Origin of the sequence: Streptomyces sp. NPDC046866, assembly GCF_040704625.1 — a bacterium.
In the GTDB taxonomy this organism is placed as follows: domain Bacteria; phylum Actinomycetota; class Actinomycetes; order Streptomycetales; family Streptomycetaceae; genus Streptomyces.
On sequence record NZ_JBEYXN010000020.1, the window covers coordinates 143,252 to 163,089 of the forward strand.

The 19,838-nt window shown below is 71.9% G+C and carries 18 protein-coding genes, 5 tRNA genes and 1 pseudogene; 6 read left to right on the top strand and 18 right to left on the bottom strand.

Annotated features, from left to right (window positions below; all coding sequences use genetic code 11):
• Positions 1 to 77: 77 nt before the first annotated feature.
• Both thiD and AB0953_RS26135 read right to left on the bottom strand, forming a co-directional pair.
• On the bottom strand, positions 78 to 881 hold the full coding sequence (gene thiD / locus AB0953_RS26130; RefSeq protein WP_366862006.1) for a bifunctional hydroxymethylpyrimidine kinase/phosphomethylpyrimidine kinase: 804 nt from the start codon (positions 879 to 881) through the stop codon (positions 78 to 80).
• Complete coding sequence (locus tag AB0953_RS26135; RefSeq protein ID WP_366862007.1) at positions 878 to 1,861, bottom strand: thiamine-phosphate kinase; 984 nt, start codon at positions 1,859 to 1,861, stop codon at positions 878 to 880. Before AB0953_RS26135 ends, thiD begins: the two co-directional genes overlap by 4 nt.
• Before the next feature lie 245 nt (positions 1,862 to 2,106).
• Here AB0953_RS26135 and AB0953_RS26140 point away from each other — a divergent pair, with 245 nt between their 5' ends.
• Positions 2,107 to 2,340: an Lrp/AsnC ligand binding domain-containing protein gene (locus AB0953_RS26140; protein ID WP_030162831.1), complete on the top strand. Its 234-nt coding sequence runs from the start codon at positions 2,107 to 2,109 to the stop codon at positions 2,338 to 2,340.
• A gap of 23 nt (positions 2,341 to 2,363) precedes the next feature.
• On the top strand, positions 2,364 to 2,858 hold the full coding sequence (locus AB0953_RS26145; protein WP_366862008.1) for a DUF3515 family protein: 495 nt from the start codon (positions 2,364 to 2,366) through the stop codon (positions 2,856 to 2,858).
• 90 nt (positions 2,859 to 2,948) lie between these two features.
• On the opposite strand, the gene AB0953_RS26150 is transcribed toward AB0953_RS26145, so the two are convergent.
• The 3 genes from AB0953_RS26150 to AB0953_RS26160 are packed head-to-tail and all read right to left on the bottom strand — an operon-like array spanning position 2,949 to position 5,905.
• Positions 2,949 to 4,106, bottom strand: coding sequence for a D-alanine--D-alanine ligase family protein (locus AB0953_RS26150; protein ID WP_366862009.1), 1,158 nt, complete (start codon positions 4,104 to 4,106; stop codon positions 2,949 to 2,951).
• Positions 4,107 to 4,145: 39 nt separating this feature from the next.
• A complete protein-coding gene (locus AB0953_RS26155; RefSeq protein ID WP_366862010.1) occupies positions 4,146 to 5,156 on the bottom strand; it encodes an NAD(P)H-dependent glycerol-3-phosphate dehydrogenase in 1,011 nt (336 codons plus the stop codon).
• Positions 5,153 to 5,905, bottom strand: a complete 753-nt coding sequence (locus tag AB0953_RS26160) for a lysophospholipid acyltransferase family protein (protein ID WP_366862011.1) — start codon at positions 5,903 to 5,905, stop codon at positions 5,153 to 5,155. Before AB0953_RS26160 ends, AB0953_RS26155 begins: the two co-directional genes overlap by 4 nt.
• Positions 5,906 to 6,071: 166 nt before the next feature.
• Between AB0953_RS26160 and cofC the strand changes: the two are divergent.
• Positions 6,072 to 6,746 (top strand): annotated as a pseudogene (gene cofC / locus AB0953_RS26165) (2-phospho-L-lactate guanylyltransferase); the annotation flags it as partial.
• A gap of 284 nt (positions 6,747 to 7,030) precedes the next feature.
• Here the strand turns inward: cofC and AB0953_RS26170 are convergent.
• The 4 genes from AB0953_RS26170 to leuC all read right to left on the bottom strand — a co-directional run bounded on the left by AB0953_RS26170 (position 7,031) and on the right by leuC (position 10,274).
• Positions 7,031 to 7,738: an HU family DNA-binding protein gene (locus AB0953_RS26170; RefSeq protein ID WP_366862012.1), complete on the bottom strand. Its 708-nt coding sequence runs from the start codon at positions 7,736 to 7,738 to the stop codon at positions 7,031 to 7,033.
• A gap of 144 nt (positions 7,739 to 7,882) precedes the next feature.
• A complete protein-coding gene (locus AB0953_RS26175) occupies positions 7,883 to 8,110 on the bottom strand; it encodes a hypothetical protein (RefSeq protein WP_362166723.1) in 228 nt (75 codons plus the stop codon).
• 137 nt (positions 8,111 to 8,247) lie between these two features.
• On the bottom strand, positions 8,248 to 8,841 hold the full coding sequence (gene leuD, locus AB0953_RS26180) for a 3-isopropylmalate dehydratase small subunit (RefSeq protein WP_366862013.1): 594 nt from the start codon (positions 8,839 to 8,841) through the stop codon (positions 8,248 to 8,250).
• Between the two features lie 2 nt (positions 8,842 to 8,843).
• Positions 8,844 to 10,274 carry a 3-isopropylmalate dehydratase large subunit gene (gene leuC / locus AB0953_RS26185; RefSeq protein WP_366862014.1) on the bottom strand — a complete coding sequence of 477 codons (1,431 nt, stop codon included), beginning with the start codon at positions 10,272 to 10,274 and terminating at the stop codon, positions 8,844 to 8,846.
• Between the two features lie 185 nt (positions 10,275 to 10,459).
• Between leuC and ndgR the strand changes: the two genes are divergently transcribed.
• On the top strand, positions 10,460 to 11,176 hold the full coding sequence (gene ndgR / locus AB0953_RS26190) for an IclR family transcriptional regulator NdgR (RefSeq protein WP_114054338.1): 717 nt from the start codon (positions 10,460 to 10,462) through the stop codon (positions 11,174 to 11,176).
• 172 nt (positions 11,177 to 11,348) lie between these two features.
• On the opposite strand, the gene AB0953_RS26195 is transcribed toward ndgR, so the two are convergent.
• From AB0953_RS26195 to AB0953_RS26235, 9 genes are all read right to left on the bottom strand, one after another.
• Positions 11,349 to 11,421: transfer RNA gene (locus tag AB0953_RS26195), tRNA-Glu, on the bottom strand.
• Between the two features lie 27 nt (positions 11,422 to 11,448).
• A tRNA-Gln gene (locus AB0953_RS26200) sits at positions 11,449 to 11,520 on the bottom strand.
• Between the two features lie 23 nt (positions 11,521 to 11,543).
• A tRNA-Glu gene (locus tag AB0953_RS26205) sits at positions 11,544 to 11,616 on the bottom strand.
• 61 nt (positions 11,617 to 11,677) lie between these two features.
• Positions 11,678 to 11,750 (bottom strand) — tRNA-Glu (locus tag AB0953_RS26210).
• Between the two features lie 27 nt (positions 11,751 to 11,777).
• Positions 11,778 to 11,849: transfer RNA gene (locus AB0953_RS26215), tRNA-Gln, on the bottom strand.
• A gap of 85 nt (positions 11,850 to 11,934) precedes the next feature.
• Complete coding sequence (locus AB0953_RS26220) at positions 11,935 to 12,663, bottom strand: HAD family hydrolase (protein ID WP_366862015.1); 729 nt, start codon at positions 12,661 to 12,663, stop codon at positions 11,935 to 11,937.
• Positions 12,664 to 12,814: 151 nt separating this feature from the next.
• A complete protein-coding gene (gltX, locus tag AB0953_RS26225) occupies positions 12,815 to 14,293 on the bottom strand; it encodes a glutamate--tRNA ligase (RefSeq protein WP_366862016.1) in 1,479 nt (492 codons plus the stop codon).
• On the bottom strand, positions 14,286 to 15,086 hold the full coding sequence (locus AB0953_RS26230) for a fumarylacetoacetate hydrolase family protein (RefSeq protein WP_366862017.1): 801 nt from the start codon (positions 15,084 to 15,086) through the stop codon (positions 14,286 to 14,288). Before AB0953_RS26230 ends, gltX begins: the two co-directional genes overlap by 8 nt.
• A 169-nt stretch (positions 15,087 to 15,255) precedes the next feature.
• Positions 15,256 to 15,444: a hypothetical protein gene (locus AB0953_RS26235; protein WP_366862018.1), complete on the bottom strand. Its 189-nt coding sequence runs from the start codon at positions 15,442 to 15,444 to the stop codon at positions 15,256 to 15,258.
• 563 nt (positions 15,445 to 16,007) lie between these two features.
• Here AB0953_RS26235 and AB0953_RS26240 point away from each other — a divergent pair.
• Positions 16,008 to 19,736: a nitrate- and nitrite sensing domain-containing protein gene (locus AB0953_RS26240; protein WP_366862019.1), complete on the top strand. Its 3,729-nt coding sequence runs from the start codon at positions 16,008 to 16,010 to the stop codon at positions 19,734 to 19,736.
• A partial coding sequence (locus tag AB0953_RS26245; protein WP_360880323.1) for a roadblock/LC7 domain-containing protein occupies positions 19,737 to 19,838 on the top strand: 102 nt, incomplete at its 3' end.

Here is a 19,838-nt window from a genome sequence, read left to right on the forward strand (position 1 = left end):
TCCGGCGGATGCGGCAGGAGGGCCGCCGCTTCGCGTTCCTGACGTGATGCGGCGGCCCTCCTGTCGTACGGCCGGTGTCAGCGGTGCCACTGCCAGGCGTGGTCGACCGGGCCGATGCCGCCGCCGAGCGCGAAGCCGGCCGCGATGGCCCCGGTGACGTATTCCTTCGCCTGCATGACGGCCTGCGGCACGTCCTGCCCCTTGGCGAGCCCGGCCGCAATCGCGCTGGCGAGGGTGCAGCCGGTGCCGTGGGTGTGCCGGTTGTCGTGCCGGGGCGCCCGCAGCCACAGCCGGGTGTCGCCGTCGGTCAGCAGGTCGGCGGCCTCGTCCCCGTGGGCGGCCAGGTGCCCGCCCTTGATCAGCGCCCACTCGGGCCCGAAGGCGAGGACCGCCTCGGCGGCCCGCTGCATGTCGTCCTCGCTCTCCACCACCACGCCCGTGAGCTGCGTCACCTCGTCCAGGTTGGGGGTGGCCACGGTGGCGCGCGGCAGCAGCTGCGTGCGTACGGCCTCCAGCGCCGAGGCGGCGAGCAGCGCGTCCCCGTGCTTGGAGACCCCGACCGGGTCGACGACGGCCGGGGCGTCCGTGGCGGCGAGCAGCCCGGCCACGGTCTCCACGAGCGCCGCGGAGGACAGCATGCCGGTCTTGACCGCCTGGACGCCGATGTCCTCGGCCACGGCCCGGTACTGGGCCGAGACGGCCTCCGCGGGCAGCTCCCAGACACCGTGGACGCCGAGGGAGTTCTGCGCGGTCACGGCGGTGACCACGCTCATCCCGTGCACGCCGAGCGCCAGCATGGTCTTGAGGTCGGCCTGGATGCCGGCGCCGCCTCCGGAGTCGGATCCGGCCACGGTCAGGCACAGCGGCGGCGCGCCGCTCATCTCGGGGTCTCCTCCGGGGACGGGTCGGAACCGAAGTGGTCCCAGCCGCCCGTGCTCGTCCAGGGCGCGCCGTCCACGGTCACCTGGGGCAGCGCGGACCGGTTCAGCACCTCCCCGATGACCTTCCACCGGGCGGGCAGCTTCACGTCGGGCGGGAAGGTCGCCACGATGGCGTGGTCTTCCCCTCCGGTGAGCACCCACTGCAAGGGGTCGACGCCCACGGCCTGGCCGATGTCGTACATCTGCGTGGGGATGTCCACGGCGGCCGAGCGCAGGTCGATGCGGACCTTGCTGGCCTCGGCGATGTGGCCGAGGTCGGCGATCAGGCCGTCGCTGACGTCGGTCATGGCGGTGGCGCCGAGTCCGGCGGCCGCGGGGCCGGCGTGGTAGGGCGGCTCGGGGCGGCGGTGCGCCTCGACGAAGGCCCGCGGCGAGCGGAAGCCGCGCGAGAGCACCGCGTATCCGGCCGCGGACCAGCCGAGCCAGCCGGTGACGGCCACGACGTCCCCGGGCTGGGCGCCGGAGCGCAGCACGGGCTCGTGGTTGCGCAGGTCGCCGAGGGCGGTGATGGAGACGGTGATGGTGTCCCCGCGGACGACGTCGCCGCCGACCACGGCGGCGCCGGCGACCTGGCACTCGTCGCGCAGCCCGTCCATCAGCTCGGTGGGCCAGGTCACCGGCAGTTCCGCCGGGACGACGAGGCCGAGCAGCAGCGCGGTCGGCACCGCGCCCATGGCGGCGATGTCGGCGAGGTTCTGCGCGGCGGCCTTGCGGCCGACGTCGTAGGCCGTGGACCAGTCGCGCCTGAAGTGCCGGCCCTCCAGCAGGATGTCCGTGCTCGCCACGACCCTCCGGTCGGGGGCGGACACCACTGCGGCGTCGTCACCGGGTCCGAGCCGGACCGCCGGGGTGGTGGTGAGCCGTGAGGTGAGCTCCCGAATGAGCCCGAACTCCCCCAGCTCGCCCACAGTGCCCTTCATCGCTGTGCCCCTTCTTGCCCAGTCCGCTTGCGGTCGCGAGCCGTCACAGCTCTGGGTACCGTCAACAGATACGTCAACTTCTGCTCTTCGTACGCCCCGCTGTGCGTGGCGCCGCACACCCGGGTCTCCCGCTGGTGCACGGCAACGCGGTACCGTGGCGTCCCTTCTTCCCCGGGCCCGCCCGCTCTCCGCGGGCCCACCCTGAGGTTAGGGGACTCGATCCTCGTGGCCGCCCTGGAGGTTCCGTGGTACAGGCGTACATCCTCATCCAGACCGAGGTGGGCAAGGCGTCGTTCGTCGCCGAGTCCATCAGCCAGATCCCGGGGGTGATCCAGGCGGAGGACGTGACGGGCCCCTACGACGTGATCGTGCGCGCCCAGGCCGACACCGTGGACGAGCTCGGCCGCATGGTCGTCGCCAAGGTCCAGCAGGTGGAGGGCATCACCCGCACCCTGACCTGCCCGGTGGTCCATCTGTAGCCCCCGTCTACTCTTGGCCGGTGATGTCACTGCACCGCCGGCCCCTCCGTGTGCCCGCCCTGCTGCCCGCCCTGGCCGCCGCGGCGGCCCTCGCCGGCTGCTCCGCCGGCGGCGGCGAGGCCCGCGTGGAGCCGCCGCCCCCGCCGCCGTCCGATGTCGCGGGCTACTGTGCAGCGCTGCACAAGGAGCTCCCGGGGACGGTGGCCGGCCTGGCGCGCAGTCCCGCCGAGCCACAGTCCGATCTGACCGCCGCGTGGGGCGGCTCGGCGATCGTACTGCGGTGCGGCATCCCCCAGCCCGCCAAGATGCGCGATCCGAAGCAGGAGGGCGTGCACGTGAACGACGTGGCGTGGCTGCTGGAAAAGCTCGACGACGGGTCCTTCCGCTTCACCACCGGTTTGCGGCTGGCCTACACGGAGGTCCGGGTCGACAAGGAGCATGCCATGGACGCGGGGATGCTGGTCGGGCTCTCCGCCGCGATCGCCAGGACGGTCCCCGAGGGGATCGCTTCGTACTGACGCCCCGGACGCCCCCCTGCTCTCGCGCCGACCGCCCGCCGGGATTCCCGGCGGGCGGTCGGCGTGCGGGCGGGCGCGCTGCGGTCCGCGCTAGCGCAGTCCGGTGGAGCGGCGCAGGGCCGCCTGGATCAGGCGGTCCACCAGCTCCGGGTAGGAGACGCCCGACTCCTGCCACATCCGCGGGTACATCGAGATCGGCGTGAACCCGGGCATGGTGTTGATCTCGTTGATCACGAAGGTGCCGTCCTCGGTGAGGAAGAAGTCGGCGCGCACCAGGCCCTCGCAGGACGCGGCCTCGAAGGCCTCGACGGCGAGCCGCTGCACCTCGGCGGTCTGCTCCGCGGTGAGCGGGGCGGGCACGATGCCGGAGGCCGAGTCGATGTACTTCGCCTCGAAGTCGTAGAAGTCGTGGCTGGAGACCGGCGGGATCTCGGCGGGCACGCTGGCGCGCGGGCCGTCCTCGAACTCCAGCACGCCGCACTCGACCTCGCGGCCGCGCAGCAGCGCCTCCACGATGACCTTCGGGTCGTGGCGCCTGGCCTCGTCGAGGGCGGCGTCCAGGCCGGAGACGTCGTCGACCTTGGTGATGCCGATGGAGGACCCGGCCCGGGCGGGCTTGACGAACAGCGGCCAGCCGTGTTCGGCGGCGAAGTCCAGGATCCGGCCCTTGGCGGCGTCCCGGTCGGCGTCCCACTCGCGCGGGCGGACGGTCAGGTAGGGGCCCACGGGCAGGCCGAAGGAGGTGAAGACGCGCTTCATGTACTCCTTGTCCTGGCCGACGGCCGAGGCGAGTACGCCGGAGCCCACGTACGGCACGCCGGAGAGCTCCAGCAGGCCCTGGAGGGTGCCGTCCTCGCCGTACGGGCCGTGCAGCATCGGGAAGACGACGTCGACGTCGCCCAGGGCCTTGGGAACGGCCCCCGGCTCGGTGTAGACGACCTCGCGGCTCGCGGGATCGACGGAGAGCACGACGGCGCCCTCCGCGGAGTCCGCGAGCTCCTCGACGCTCGGGAGCCTGCGGTCGGCGATGGCCATCCGCTCGGGCTCGTCGGCGGTCAGCGCCCACCGTCCGTCCGTGGTGATGCCGATGGGCAGCACCTCGTACTTGGAGCGGTCGATGGCGCGCAGCACGGCGCCCGCCGTGACGACCGAGATGGCGTGTTCCGAGCTGCGGCCGCCGAACACGACGGCCACGCGGGGCTTGCGCCCCTGCTGCTCCGGGGACTGGGGGAGGTTCTCGCTGCTCATATCGCCACGAGAGTACCCGCTCAGACGTCCGGAAAGGAGTCAGCGCCGTTCCGGTTTGGCGCTGCGCGCCATGAGTTCCTTCAGCGCGACCAGCGGGGGCTTGCCGTGGTGGACGATGTCGACGACCGTGTCGGTGATCGGCATGTCGACCCCGTGGCGGCGCGCCAGATCGGCCACCGACTGGCACGACTTGACGCCCTCGGCGGTCTGCTTGGTGACCGCGATGGTCTCCTCCAGGGTCATCCCGCGGCCCAGGTTGGTGCCGAAGGTGTGGTTCCGGGAGAGCGGCGAGGAGCAGGTGGCGACCAGGTCGCCGAGGCCGGCGAGGCCCGAGAAGGTGAGCGGGTCGGCGCCCATCGCCAGGCCCAGCCGGGTCGCCTCGGCCAGCCCTCGGGTGATGAGGGAGCCCTTGGTGTTGTCGCCGAGGCCCATGCCGTCCGCGATGCCGACGGCGAGGCCGATGACGTTCTTCACGGCGCCGCCGAGCTCGCAGCCGATGACGTCGGTGCTCGTGTACGGGCGGAAGTACGGGGTGTGGCAGGCCGCCTGGAGGCGCTGGGCGACCGCTTCGTCGGCGCAGGCCACGACCGCGGCGGCGGGCTGCCTGGCGACGATCTCGCGGGCCAGGTTCGGGCCGGTGACCACGGCGACGCGGGAGGCGGGGACCTTCGCGACCTCCTCGATCACCTCGCTCATCCGCTTGGCGCTGCCGAGTTCGATGCCCTTCATCAGGGAGACGAGGACGGTGTCGGGCTCGAGCAGCGGGGCCCACTCGGCGAGGTTGCCGCGCAGGGTCTGGGAGGGGATCGAGAGCACGGTGAGGTCGGCGCCGCGGGCGGCCTCGGCCGGATCGGTGGTGGCGCGCAGGTTCGCCGGGAGCTCCACACCGGGGAAGTAGTCCGGGTTGGTCCGGCCGGTGTTGATGGCGTCGGCGACCTCCGGGCGGCGTGCCCACAGGACCACCTCGCAGCCGGCGTCGGCCAGCACCATGCCGAAGGCGGTACCCCAGGAGCCCGCCGAGAAGACGGCCGCCTTCACGGGACGTGTCACTTGCGGTCCTCCCCCGCGGCCTTGCGCCGCTGCTCCGCCCGGGCCTTGCGGTGGTCGTAGGGCGTCTCGGGCGCCTTCTCGCCGCGCAGCTCCTCCAGCAGCGCGGTGATGGCCGCCATGATGATCTCGGTGACTTCCTTGAGCACGTCCGGGGTGGGCTCCCGGTCGTAGTACGCGGAGAGGTCGACCGGCGGTCCCGCGAGCACCTGGAGGGTCTTGCGGGGGAAGAGCCGGACCTTGTTCTCCTTGGCGTAGGGCGGCATCACGAGGTTGGCGCCCCACTGGGCCACCGGGACGACCGGCGCCCTGGTCATCAGCGCGACGCGGGCCGCACCGGTCTTGCCGGCCATCGGCCAGACCTCGGGGTCGCGGGTGAGGGTGCCCTCCGGGTAGAAGGCCACGCATTCCCCGCGCTGGATCGCGTCCACGGCGGCCCGGAACGCGTCCAGGGCGTTGGTGGTCTCGCGGTAGACGGGGATCTGGCCGGAGCCGTGCAGGATCGCACCGACGAAGGGCACCTTGAACAGGGCGGCCTTCGCGAGGAAGCGGGGCACCCGGCCGGTGTTGTACTGGAAGTGCGCGTAGGACAGCGGGTCCAGGTACGAGTTGTGGTTGACGACGGTGATGAACCCGCCGTCGGCCGGCATGTGCTCCGCTCCCCGCCAGTCCCGCTTGAAGAGCACCACCAGCGGCGGTTTTGCAATGACCGCCGCCAGGCGGTACCAGAAGCCGATTCTGCGGCGGGACACTGGAACACCTTCCTCTATGACCGGTGCGCGGCTTGGGCACCTCGTCGGCCGGACAAGTGTGGCGTCAGGTCCGGAGTCTGTCGAGAACACCGTACGCCCCGCTCCGGCCGCCGGACCTCCGGGTTGCCCGGGCGCGGGTGACAATGGGCCGACGCATGACCAGGCCATGACCCGGCCGTGGTCCGGGCACGTGCCGCAGGGCACCGGAGGGAAGGGGTCCGCCACGAACGCCGTCTGGAGCCTGGTGATCCCGCTCAAGCCCCTGGCGGTGGCCAAGAGCCGGCTCGCGGCGGCCGTGGGCGCCTCCCGGGCGGGCCTGGCCCTGGCGTTCGCGCAGGACACGGTGGCGGGCGCGCTGGCCTGCACGGCGGTGCGGGATGTGGTGGTCGTCACGGACGACGCGGCGGCCGGGGCGGAACTGGCCCGGCTGGGGGCGCGGATCGTGCCGGACGCCCCGGCGGCGGGTCTCAACGCGGCGCTCGCCCACGGGGCCCGGCGGATACGGGCGGCCCGGCCGGGGGCGGCCGTCGCGGCGATGAACGCGGATCTCCCCGCTCTGCGCCCGCGGGAATTGCTACGCGTGCTCGAAGCCGCATCGGTATTTCCCCGGGCATTTCTGGCGGATGCGGCGGGAATCGGTACGACGCTGCTTTCCGCGGGTCCGGAGTCGGAATTGGCACCCTCGTTCGGGGGCCCGTCGCGGGCCCGGCATTCCGCGTCCGGGGCGTCGGAAATCGCGCTGGCGGGGGTGGACAGCGTGCGCCGGGACGTGGACACCGGGGCGGATCTGCGCACGGCCCTCTCCCTCGGCGTCGGCCCCCACACGGCCCGATACAGTTCCCGTATGCAGGCGACCGCGTACACGTACGACTCCCGGACCCGAAGCGGCAGTGTGCTGCTCGACGACGGCACCCCCGTGCCCTTCGAGGCGGCGGCGTTCGACGCGGGCGGGCTGCGGCTGCTGCGCCCCGGCCAGCGGGTGCGGATCGAGACCGAGGGCGAGGGCGCCGGCCTGCGGATCACCCTGGTCACGCTGCAGACGTTCTGAGCCGCTCACCTGCGAAAACGCACCGCGGGCCGGCCTCCCCCAGGGGGAAGCCGGCCCGGCGTGTGTGACCGTGCGCCCTACTTCTTGCGGGCGGTGGTCTTCTTCGCGGTGGTGGTCTTCTTGGTGGCGGTCGAGCGCGCGGCGGCCTTCTTGGCGGGGGCCTTCTTCGCGACGGCCTTGGTGGCGGGCGCCGTCTTCTTGGCGGTGGCCGTCTTCTTGGCGGGAGCGGCCTTCTTCGCCGTGGTGGCCTTCTTCGCGGCCGCCGGGGTCGTCTTCTTCGCCGCCGCGCTCTTCTTGGTCGCCGCCGCGGTCGTCTTCTTCGCCGCGCCGGTCGTCTTCTTCGCGGCGGCCGGCGTCGCCTTCTTGGCGGTGGTCTTCTTCGCGGTGGTCGTCTTCTTCGCCGCGGCCTTCTTGATCGTGCTGCGGCTGCTGATGCCGGCGGCGGCCGCCGCCATCAGGCTGCCCTTGGGGGCCTTCTTGACGGCGATCTCCTCGCCCTTGGGGAGCTTCTTGGTGCCGCTGACCAGGTCCTTGAAGCCCTGGCCCGCGCGGAAGCGGGGAACCGAGGTCTTCTTGACCCGGACGCGCTCACCCGTCTGCGGGTTGCGGGCGTAGCGGGCCGGCCGGTCGACCTTCTCGAACGAGCCGAAGCCCGTGACCGAGACCCGGTCGCCCGCGACGACCGCGCGGACCATGGCGTCCAGTACCGCGTCGACAGCGTCAGCGGCCTGCTGGCGGCCGCCCAGCTTGTCGGCAATCGCTTCTACGAGCTGCGCCTTGTTCACGTCTTCCCCTTCGGAGACTTCGCCAGAACGAATGTGTTCAAGCTTATTTCGCACGTTAGGCGGATATATACCGCAAATCAAACACGAAACGGGCTAATCACCCTAGTGCCGCAACGGAAGTGCCCGTTGCGGAGTTCCTTCGCATCAGTCGCCTTCAGGGAATCGACCCTCGTCGAGGTCCTTCATCAACCTGTCCAGGCGCCTTGCCGCATCGGCGAGATCGTGCTTCGCCGCGGCCGTGACGACCAACAGCTTCCGGGACAGCGCCATCCTTACCGCCTCCGGGACTTGCAGTGTGCGCACCCGTGTGTGTGCTTCTTTCAACCGGTCCGCGACGAGTTCGTAGAGCTCAAGTTGACTGTCGCGTTCCATGCACAGATTGTGCCATCTGGGGCGAGTTGTCGCCCCACGGGGCCTCAACACACAGCTGTGCCCCCCGCCGGAAGGCGAGGGGCACAGTGTTCTTCACGTGATCACCCGAAGGTGAATAAGCGCTGATCAGGCTGGAATCAGGCCCGAATCGTGCGCGGCTTGAAGGCGGGGCGCGCGCTTTCGTACGCGGCGATGTCGGCTTCGTTCTGAAGGGTGAGCGAGATGTCGTCCAGTCCCTCCAGCAGACGCCAGCGCGCGTTGTCGTCGAGCTCGAACTCGGCCTCGATTCCCGCTGCACGGACCTGCCGGGCGACCAGGTCGACCGTCACCTCGGCGGTGGGGTCGGCCTCGGTCAGCTCCCAGATCCGGTCGACGGTCTCCTGCGGCAGGACCACCGTGAGCAGGCCGTTCTTCAGCGAGTTGCCGCGGAAGATGTCGGCGAAGCGGGAGGAGATGACCGCCTTGAATCCGTAGTTCTGCAGGGCCCACACGGCGTGCTCGCGCGAGGATCCGGTGCCGAAGTCGGGGCCGGCGACCAGCACCGTCGCGCCCGCGCGCTCCGGGCGGTTCGTGATGAACTCGGGGTCCTTGCGCCAGGCCTCGAAGAGCCCGTCCTCGAAACCGTCGCGGGTGATCTTCTTCAGCCAGTGGGCCGGGATGATCTGGTCGGTGTCGACGTTGCTGCGGCGCAGCGGTACGGCCCGGCCGGTGTGGGTGGTGAAGGCTTCCATGTTCAGACTCCGGCGGTGGCGGTGGCGGGGACGTCGGACAGGTCGGCGGGCGAGGCCAGATGGCCCAGCACCGCGGTGGCGGCGGCCACCGGCGGGGAGACCAGGTGCGTCCGGCCGCCCTTGCCCTGCCGGCCCTCGAAATTGCGGTTGGAGGTGGACGCGGAGCGCTCGCCGGGGGCCAGTTGGTCGGGGTTCATGCCCAGGCACATGGAGCAGCCCGCGTGCCGCCACTCGGCGCCGGCCTCCTTGAAGACCCGGTCCAGGCCCTCCTCGACGGCCTGCAGGGCGACCCGGACCGAGCCGGGGACGACCAGCATCCGCACGCCGTCGGCGACTTTGCGGCCCTTGATGACGCCGGCGACGGCGCGCAGGTCCTCGATCCGGCCGTTGGTGCAGGAACCTACGAAGACGGTGTCGACCTTGATGTCGCGCAGCGGCTGCCCGGCGGTCAACCCCATGTACTCCAGGGCCTTTTCGGCGGCGAGGCGCTCCGAGGCGTCCTCGTACGAAGCGGGGTCGGGGACGCTGGCGGACAGCGGCGCGCCCTGGCCCGGGTTGGTGCCCCAGGTGACGAACGGCGCCAGGGAGGCGCCGTCGATGACGACCTCGGCGTCGAAGACCGCATCCTCGTCGGTGCGCAGCGTCTTCCAGTACGCGACCGCCGCGTCCCAGTCCTCGCCCTGCGGGGCGTGGTCGCGGCCCTGCAGGTAGTCGAAGGTGGTCTGGTCGGGAGCGATCATGCCGGCCCGGGCGCCGGCCTCGATCGACATGTTGCAGATGGTCATCCGGGCCTCCATCGAGAGCTTCTCGATGGCTTCGCCGCGGTACTCCAGGACGTAGCCCTGGCCGCCGCCGGTGCCGATCTTGGCGATGATCGCCAGGATCAGGTCCTTGGCGGTGACGCCCTCCGGCAGCTCGCCCGTGACGGTGATCGCCATCGTCTTGGGGCGGGCCAGCGGCAGCGTCTGCGTGGCCAGGACGTGCTCGACCTGGCTGGTGCCGATGCCGAAGGCCAGCGCGCCGAAGGCGCCGTGCGTCGAGGTGTGCGAGTCGCCGCAGACCACGGTGGTGCCCGGCTGGGTCAGGCCCAGCTGCGGTCCCACCACGTGGACGACGCCCTGCTCGACGTCGCCCAGCGGGTGCAGGCGCACGCCGAACTCGGCGCAGTTCTTGCGCAGGGTCTCCAGCTGGGCCCGGGAGACCGGGTCCGCGATCGGCTTGTCGATGTCGAGGGTGGGGGTGTTGTGGTCCTCGGTCGCGATGGTGAGGTCGAGACGGCGGACCTTGCGGCCGGCCTGGCGCAGACCGTCGAAGGCCTGGGGGCTGGTCACCTCGTGCAGCAGGTGCAGATCGATGAAGAGGAGGTCGGGCTCGCCCTCGGCGCGCCGGACGACGTGGTCGTCCCAGACCTTCTCCGCGAGTGTCCTACCCATCGCTTTCCCTCCGGCCGGCCGGTGGGGCCGGCGCTTCATAGAGATCTGGTGCGGCTGATCGCCGGTACCCCACGTGCCGGACGACGGCCTCGGACCCAGTGGTTCGTGGACCCGCACATACAGACTCGCTTGTTCTTGGAAAAATTGAACTTGCGTTTCACAGTGTGAGACGTGAATATCGTTTCATGGACAACTCTAGCGGCGTCGGCGTTCTCGACAAGGCAGCTCTGGTATTGAGCGCACTGGAGTCCGGTCCGGCCACCCTCGCCGGGCTGGTCGCGGCGACAGGGCTCGCACGACCCACGGCACATCGCCTGGCCGTGGCACTGGAACACCACCGGATGGTGGCGAGGGACATGCAGGGCCGGTTCATCCTCGGACCGCGGCTGGCGGAGCTCGCCGCCGCGGCCGGCGAGGACCGCCTGCTGGCCACGGCGGGACCGGTACTGACCCACCTGCGCGACGTGACCGGCGAGAGCGCACAGCTCTACCGCCGGCAGGGGGACATGCGCATCTGCGTGGCGGCCGCGGAGCGGCTGTCGGGCCTCAGGGACACCGTCCCGGTGGGCTCCACGCTCCCGATGAAGGCCGGCTCGGCCGCGCAGATCCTCATGGCCTGGGAGGAGCCGGAGCGGCTCCACCGCGGCCTGCAGGGCGCGCGCTTCACGGCGACGGCCCTGTCGGGCGTGCGGCGCCGCGGCTGGGCGCAGTCGATCGGCGAGCGGGAGCCCGGTGTGGCGTCCGTCTCGGCGCCGGTGCGCGGGCCGTCGAACCGCGTGGTGGCCGCCGTGTCGGTCTCCGGGCCGATCGAGCGCCTGACCCGCCACCCGGGCCGGATGCACGCCCAGGCCGTCATCGACGCCGCGGCCCGCCTCACCGAGGCGCTGCGCCGCGCCGGCTGAGCCGCTTCCGGCCGCAGATCCCTCCCCCACTCCCCCGGGCCCGGGGGCGCGTACGACGCCGCACACGTCCGAACACGCGCCTCCGGGCCCGTACTTGTGGGGGGCCCGGCCCGGTCGGGCGGGAACAGCAAGGAGGCCCTCCGCGATGAACGCGGAGGGCCTCCTGTATGCGTACCCCCGACCGGATTCGAACCGGCGCTACCGCCTTGAGAGGGCGGCGTGCTAGGCCGCTACACAACGGGGGCATGCCTTGCAGCTGACGCTGCACTGCGCTGGGCTACCAGGACTCGAACCTAGAACAAAGGAACCAGAAACCTTCGTGTTGCCAATTACACCATAGCCCAAGGTGGTCTAAACCAGACCTCAGTACCCCCGACCGGATTCGAACCGGCGCTACCGCCTTGAGAGGGCGGCGTGCTAGGCCGCTACACAACGGGGGCCCTAGCGATCCTGCATCAAGACGTCCGGGAGCTACCCAGAACACCTCGCGGGAAGGATCTGTACCCCCGACCGGATTCGAACCGGCGCTACCGCCTTGAGAGGGCGGCGTGCTAGGCCGCTACACAACGGGGGCAAAGCACTGCGTTACTGCTGCACTGCGCTGGGGTACCAGGACTCGAACCTAGAATAAGGGAACCAGAAACCCTCGTGTTGCCAATTACACCATACCCCACCAAAAGTCAATCCCTTGCGGGGACTTTCCTTCGGGCGGCGCCTCCGTCCGGCCTTTCGGCCCGCTCGGCGGCGCAGAAAGAACATTACCGGATGCCTGACCGTGCTCCAAAACGGGTATCCCCGGCCAGCACCCCGGCGAGCTGGGAGAGCCCGGCGATCCGGTGCACCCCGTCGGGTCCGGGGCCCCGGCCGCCGTCGCGGTCCAGCCAGACCGCGGTCAGCCCGGCGTCCCGCGCGCCGCGCGCGTCGATCTCCGGCTGGTCCCCCACGTACGCCACCTCGCCCGGGGGCAGGCGCAGCGCCTCGCAGGCCGCGAGGAAGGCCGCGGCCTCGGGCTTGCTGACCCCGAGCTCGGCGGCGCACACGAGCACCTCGAAGCGCTCGCGCAGGCCGAGCCGGCGCAGCTTGGGGTCCTGGTTGGCGCTGGAGGAGTTGGACAGCACCCCGTGCCGGTAGCGGCCAGCCAGGACGTCCAGGGCGGGCACGACGTCCGGGAAGACCGTCCAGGCGGCCTGGTAGTGCTCCACGTACCGCTCGAACCAGGCGTCGGCGGTGTCGTCGTCCATCGCGGGGTCCTCCAGGAAGTCCCGCACCCGGTCCCGGCGCTGCCCCTGGAAGGACACCTCCCCCGCGGCGAAGCGGTCCCAGTGCCGCGCCGTGGCCTCCCGCCAGCGCACGAGGGCCTCGGCGGGGGTCCCGTACCGGTGCGCGATCCCGTCCTCGGCGAGCCGGCGCGCAAGGCCCGCGCTGTCGGCACCCGTGTAGTCGAAGAGGGTGTCGTCGATGTCCCACAGCACGGCACGGATCGGCATACGGCCGAGGCTACGCCGCCCGCCCGTCCCGCGGGGGCGCCTCGGCGAACTCCGCCGCCGGCCCGCGCCGGCCGGCGCCCGAAACGCCGCAGGGGCGGCGGCCGGAGGTCCGGCTGCCGCCCCTGCGGGGACGTACGGGGTGCGCGGGCGCCTACGCGGCCAGCTTGGCCAGGGCCGCGTCGATGCGGGACAGGGAGCGGTCCTTGCCCAGGATCTGGAGGGACTCGAAGAGGGGCAGGCCGACGGTGCGACCGGTGACGGCCACGCGGACGGGCGCCTGGGCCTTGCCGAGCTTGAGGCCGTGGGCCTCGCCCGCCGTCAGGACGGCCTGCTTGAGGGACTCCGGGTCGCTCCAGTCGGCGGCCTCCAGGTGGGCCCGGGCCGTGGTCAGCAGGGCCGCGGGCTCGCCCTTCATCGCCTTGTCCCAGGAGGCCTGGTCCTCGACGGGCTCCTTGCGGAACAGGAAGTCGACGTTGGCGGTGATGTCCGACAGGACGGTCACGCGGGTCTGGGCGTACGGCGCGATGGCCTCCCAGGCCGCGGTGTCGAACTCCTCGGGCTCCCAGTTGGCGAACGGGGCCTGCAGCCAGGGGGCGCAGGCGTCCGCGAAGGCCTTCGGGTCCAGCCGGCGGATGTGGTCGGCGTTGATCGCCTCGGCCTTCTTCAGGTCGAAGCGGGCGGGGTTGGCGTTGACCTCGGTGATGTCGAACTTCGCCACCATCTCCTCGATCGAGAAGATGTCCTGGTCCTTGGAGAAGGACCAGCCGAGGAGCGAGAGGTAGTTCAGCAGGCCCTCGGGGAGGAAGCCGCGCTCGCGGTAGAGGTTGAGCGAGGACTCGGGGTCGCGCTTGGAGAGCTTCTTGTTGCCCTCGCCCATCACGTACGGCAGGTGGCCGAACTGCGGGACGCCCTTGGCCACGCCGAGCTCGATCAGCGCCTTGTACAGCGCGATCTGGCGCGGGGTGGAGGACAGCAGGTCCTCGCCGCGCAGGACGTGGGTGATCTCCATCAGCGCGTCGTCGACGGGGTTGACGAGCGTGTACAGCGGGGCGCCGTTGGCGCGCAGGATGCCGAAGTCCGGCACGTTCTCCGGGGTGAAGGTCAGCTCGCCGCGGACCAGGTCGGTGAAGGTGATCGGCTCGTCGGGCATCCGGAAGCGGACGATGGGCGTGCGGTGCTCGCCCTGGTACGCCTCCAGCTGCACGGTGGTCAGCTCGCGGCAGTGGCCGTCGTAGCCGGAGGGCTTGCCGGCGGCGCGGGCGGCCGCGCGGCGGGCGTCGAGCTCCTCGGTGGTGCAGTAGCAGTCGTACGCGTAGCCGCCGTCCTTGAGCTTCTTCGCGACGTCCGCGTAGATGTCCATGCGCTGCGACTGGCGGTACGGCTCGTGCGGGCCGCCCACCTCGGGACCCTCGTCCCAGGTGAAGCCGAGCCAGCGCAGCGAGTCGAGCAGCTGGGTGTAGGACTCCTCGGAGTCGCGGGCCGCGTCGGTGTCCTCGATGCGGAAGACGAACGTGCCGCCGTGGTGGCGGGCGAACGCCCAGTTGAACAGGGCGGTGCGGACCAGGCCCACGTGGGGGTTGCCGGTCGGGGAGGGACAGAAACGTACGCGGACGGGGGTCGCGTTAGCCACGCTTGATCACCTTGTTGGTGAGAGTGCCGATGCCTTCGATGGTGACGGCGACCTCGTCGCCGACGTTGAGGGGGCCGACTCCGGCCGGGGTCCCCGTGAGGATGACGTCGCCGGGGAGCAGCGTCATGGCCTCGGTGATGTGGACGACCAGGTCCTCGACGGAGCGGACCATGTCGCGGGTGCTGCCGAGCTGGCGCTGCCGGCCGTTCACCGTGCACTGGACGGCCAGGCCGGCGGAGACCGCCTCCGGGTCCAGGGCGGTCTCGATCCAGGGGCCGAGGGGGCAGGCGCTGTCGAAGCCCTTGGCCCGGGCCCACTGCTTCTCGCGCTGCTGGACGTCGCGCGCGGTGACGTCGTTGGCGCAGGTGTAGCCGAGGATCACGTCCTTGACGCGCTCGCGCGGGACCTCGCGGCACATGCGGCCGATGACCACGGCGAGCTCCGCCTCGTGGTGGAGGTCCTGGGAGAAGGAGGGGTACGTGATCGGGTCGCCCGGGCCGACCACCGAGGTGGAGGGCTTGAAGAAGGTGAGGGGGGCGTCCGGGACCTCGTGGCCGAGCTCGGCGGCGTGCTCCGCGTAGTTGCGGCCGACGGCCACGACCTTGTTGGGGAGCACGGGCGGCAGCAGCCGGACCTTGCTCAGCGGGACCTTCGTGCCGGAGAGCTCGAAGTCCGCGAACGGGATGCCCTTGATGATGTCGAGGACGAGCTCACCCTCGGCGCCGGGGGCGGTGTCGCCCTCGACCGCGCCGAACGCGACATTGCCGTCGATCGAGAACCTGGCGATGCGCACGTGCTGCGTCTGCCCCTCTTTGTTTGTCCGCTGGCTGGAGTCTGCGGACTCCAGGCTAACGCGGCGGGCAGCGGCGCCCCGCGCTCATTTCGCCGCCGGGCCGGCGGCGGGGCGTCTGCGTGCTCCCTCCCGGGCTGCTCCGGAGCGCTCCCGGAGCCGCGGGCCCCTGTTACGGGGCGGCGGGGGCGGCGGCCGGGGCGTGCATCAGCACGGTGCGGCGCGGGTTCGCGGTCTGGGTGGGCAGCTCGACGGCGTGCTCCGGAGCCTCGACGGCCTGCAGCTCCTCGGCGTCCTTGAGGTGCGCGAGGGTGGTGCGGCGCGGGTTGGCTATGTTGCGGAACATCATCGTCGTCTTCATCGGATTTTCGGGCCCTCGGCTCGGTCGTCGGTGGGGTTGTCGGTTCCGTCAACCCTGTAAAGGGCAAGGCTAAACATCCGATTCCCCGCCTGAACCGGGAAGTATTGGCCACGGCCATGTGAGTTTGCTCACCAGCGAGCCGACAATACGGGCATAACAGTCAGTCAATTCGGGTACACGAAACGGACATTGCGCCACTGAATCAGCCATTCCGCTCCTGATCATTACGACTGGGACACCTTGCCAGCCTCGGCGTTTGGGCGGCGTAAGTCCGATTCGCCCCGAAACCTGTGCCACATCGCGTAGCGTGCCTGTCACGCATCGTGGCCGACGCTGGAGGCCGACACGCGCACCTTGTTGGAGATCCGCCACTGTGCTGGAATTCGCGGGACCGCCGCGGGAGACAGCCGGCGCGCAGGTGGCGCGAGACGCGCCGCGCGGTGGTGCAAGGAGACAAAGACGCGCCGGTCACCGACGACCACCATGGGGCCGCGACGCCCCACGACTCGACACCGTCCCACCGGTCACCCGGCGGGACGCCTGGTCCAGAGGTTGCGACGCTAGTGCAGGGACGATTCAAGAGGGATGGCAAGGGGTCTCCCCAGGCCCTTCAGGGCCGAGGGGAAGCTGCTGCGGAGCAGGACCCGCGCGGCGGGACCGACCGCGGCTCCTCGCCCCAGCACGCCCAGGGCCGCGGGCCCGCCATCGAAGGCGCAGGCCCCGACTCCTCCGAAGCCAAGGCCAAGGCCTCCCGCATCAAGCCCCGGGGCAAGACCAAGGGCAAGGGCAAGGGCACGGCGGCGACCGACGAGTCCGCGGAGAAGGACGGCTCGATACCGAAGGCCCCGCCCGGCCCCGGTTCCCGTCTGCACATGCAGAACTGGCGCATCAGCACGCGCCTGGTGTCGCTGCTGACCCTGCCCGTCGTCGCCGCCACCACCCTCGGTGGCTTCCGCATCAACGACTCGCTGACCGACATCGCGCAGCTCGAGCACATGCAGCTGCTCACGACGATGACCCGGCAGGCCACCAACCTGGCCGCCGCGCTCCAGGAGGAGCGCGACAAGTCGGCCGGTCCGCTGTCCATCAACAAGACGGACAAGCCCGACAGCTCCGTCATGGGCGTCCGCGCGACGACCGACGCCGCCGCCAAGGCCTTCGCCGCCGCGACCGACAAGGTCGACAGCTCGGAGGACAAGGACGAGACCCTCAAGTCGATCCGCAACAACATCCTGCAGATCGGCCGCCAGCTCACCGAGATCGAGTCGATCCGCAAGAAGGCGTACCAGAACGGCGCCCAGCAGACCGTCACCGAGTACAACGCCCTGATCGTCTCGCTGCTCTCCCTCTCCCAGGACATGGCCCAGGCCACCTCCAGCCCGGAGATGATCAAGCGTACCCGCGCCCTGGCGGCGTTCTCCTCCGCCAAGGAGTACGCCTCGATCCAGCGCGCGATCATCGCCGCCTCGCTGCCCGACGGCAACGAGAAGACCGCGGCCAAGCTGACCGAGAACGACCGCCTGTACGCCCTCTCCGCGCTCCGCGGCGAGAGCCAGGCGAAGAAGACCTTCGAGCTCGTCTACCAGGGCAAGTCCGAGGACCTCCTCGCGGCGCTCGGCGACGGCAACCCCGAGATCGGCAAGGCGGACCACTACACCCGCCGCGTCCTGTCGACCGCCGACCAGTTCTCCAAGGAGACCCAGTACAAGTCCTGGCTGGACTGGTACGACGCGGACGACAACAAGCTCCAGGCGATGAAGGTCATCGAGCTCACCCTCCTCGAGGAGATGGAGCAGAAGGCCCGTGAGCTGAAGAACGAGTCGCAGCGCGACGCGATCATCAACGGTGCCCTGATCCTCCTCGTGCTCGGTGTCTCCCTCGTCGGCGCCTTCGTCATGGCCCGGTCCATGATCCGCTCGCTGCGCCGCCTGCAGGACACCGCGACCCGGGTCGCCCAGGACCGTCTGCCCGAGCTCGTCAAGCAGCTGTCCGAGTCCGACCCGCAGGACGTCGACACCTCCGTGGAGTCCGTCGGCCTGCACACCCGCGACGAGATCGGCCAGGTGGCCGCGGCCTTCGACGACGTGCACCGCGAGGCCGTCCGCCTCGCCGCCGAGCAGGCCCTCCTCCGGGGCAACGTCAACGCGATGTTCACCAACCTCTCGCGCCGCTCCCAGGGCCTCATCCAGCGCCAGCTGTCGCTCATCTCCGAACTGGAGTCGCGCGAGGCCGACCCGGACCAGCTGTCCTCGCTCTTCAAGCTCGACCACCTCGCCACCCGCATGCGGCGCAACGGCGAAAACCTCCTCGTCCTCGCGGGCGAGGAGCCGGGCCGCCGGTGGACCCGCCCCGTCCCGCTCGTCGACGTGCTCCGCGCCGCCGCGTCCGAGGTGGAGCAGTACGAGCGCATCGAGCTGGCGGCGGTGCCCGGCACCGACGTCGCCGGCCGCGTCGTCAACGACCTCGTGCACCTGCTCGCCGAGCTGCTGGAGAACGCCACCTCGTTCTCCTCCCCGCAGACCAAGGTCAAGGTCACCGGCCACGCCCTGCCCGACGGCCGCGTGCTCGTCGAGATCCACGACACCGGTATCGGCCTCTCCCCCGAGGACCTCGCGTCCATCAACGAGCGGCTCGCCTCGCCGCCCACCGTGGACGTCTCCGTCTCCCGCCGCATGGGCCTGTTCGTGGTCGGCCGCCTGTCCCTGCGACACGGCATCCGCATCCAGCTGCGCCCGTCCGACTCGGGCGGTACGACGGCCCTCGTCATGCTTCCGGTGGACGTCGCCCAGGGCGGCAAGAAGCCGGGCCAGGGCGGTCCCGGCGGCCAGGGCGGCCCCGGCGGCCCCGGCTCCGGCGGTCCGCAGGGCGGTCCCGGCGCCTCCGCGGGCCAGGGCCCCGGCCCGGGCGGCGGTGGCCGCCAGCCCGTGGGCGCCGGCCAGCGTGCCGGTATCGCCGCCGCCATGGGCCAGCGCGCCGCGCTGCCCGGGCAGGGCGGTCCCGGCGGGCGTCCTCAGGGCGGTCCGGGGATGCCCGGCGGTCCGGGGATGTCCGGCGGTCCCGGCATGGCGGGCGGTCCCGGCATGCCGTCCGCGCCGACCGGCCAGGGCCAGGGTGCCTTCGGCGGCGGCGCTCCGCAGCCGAACCGCGGCCCTGCCGGCGGCCCCCAGGGCCGTCCCGCCTCCGCTCCCTCCGGTCCGGCCGGCTTCCCGCAGGGCAACGGCTTCGAGCGGCCGCAGCCGCCGCAGCCCGGCGCCCCCACCGGCCCGGCCGCCGGCCAGGCCCAGGCTCCCGCTCCCGCCCCGGCTCCCCAGCGCGGCCCGCGGCCGCAGCTGCCGCCGCGCGGCGGCGCCCTGCGCCCGGAGCTCCCGGGCACCGGCGGTGCGCCCGCCGGGGCCCCGCAGAGCACCAGCTGGGGTGCCGATCCGGCCCGCCCCGGCGGCCAGGAGGTCCCGCGCGGCCACGACGAGCTCTCGGGCCCCGGCTCGACGGCCGAGTTCCCCCGCCCGGACTTCAACGCGCCGCTCCCGCAGGCCGGCCACGCCTCCACCACGGGCCAGTTCGAGCGCCCGGACGTGCGCGGCCCGGCGGACCCCTCCACCACGGGGCAGTTCGCCCGGCCCGACCTCCCGGCCCCGCGGCCCGGCGGTCCCGGCGTCGGCGGCTACGCCCCGCAGCCGCAGGCACAGCTGCCGCAGGCGCAGCTGCCCCAGGCCCCCCAGCCGGAGGCGCTGCCCCCGGCCCAGGGCCTCGGCGGCGAGCGCAGCCCGATCTTCGAGACGCTCGAGTCGAACTGGTACCCGCAGCAGGGCACCCAGGCGACCGGGCCGATGCAGTCCACCGGTCAGATGCCGGCGGTGCCCCAGCACCCGCAGGCCGCCGCCCCGGCTCCCGCGCCGGCCGCCCGGCAGCGCCCACAGCAGCCGCTGCAGCGGCGCGGCCAGGAGCCCGCGGCCGAGCCGGCGCAGGCGACGACCGGCACCACTCCGACCGTCAGCTGGAAGTCGTCTCCGAACGACGAGCTGATGCGGCAGGCCGAGCGCGTGCGCCAGCCCGCCGCCGGCGGCATCACCACCTCGGGGCTGCCGCGCCGGGTACCGCGGGCGAACCTCGTGGCCGGCACCGCACAACAGCAGGCCGACACTCAGGCCGGCCCGCAGGTCAGCCGCGCACCGGACGACGTCCGCGGCCGTCTGACCAACCTCCGACGCGGTATCCAGCAGGGTCGCCAGGCCGGCAACGGACCGGCGACCGGCAGCTACCCCATCGACCCCACTTACCAGCAGGAGCGTTAGTTGAGTTCGATGAGCCAGGCGGCACAGAACCTGAACTGGTTGATCACCAACTTCGTGGACAACACCCCCGGGGTGTCCCACACGGTGGTGGTCTCCGCCGAC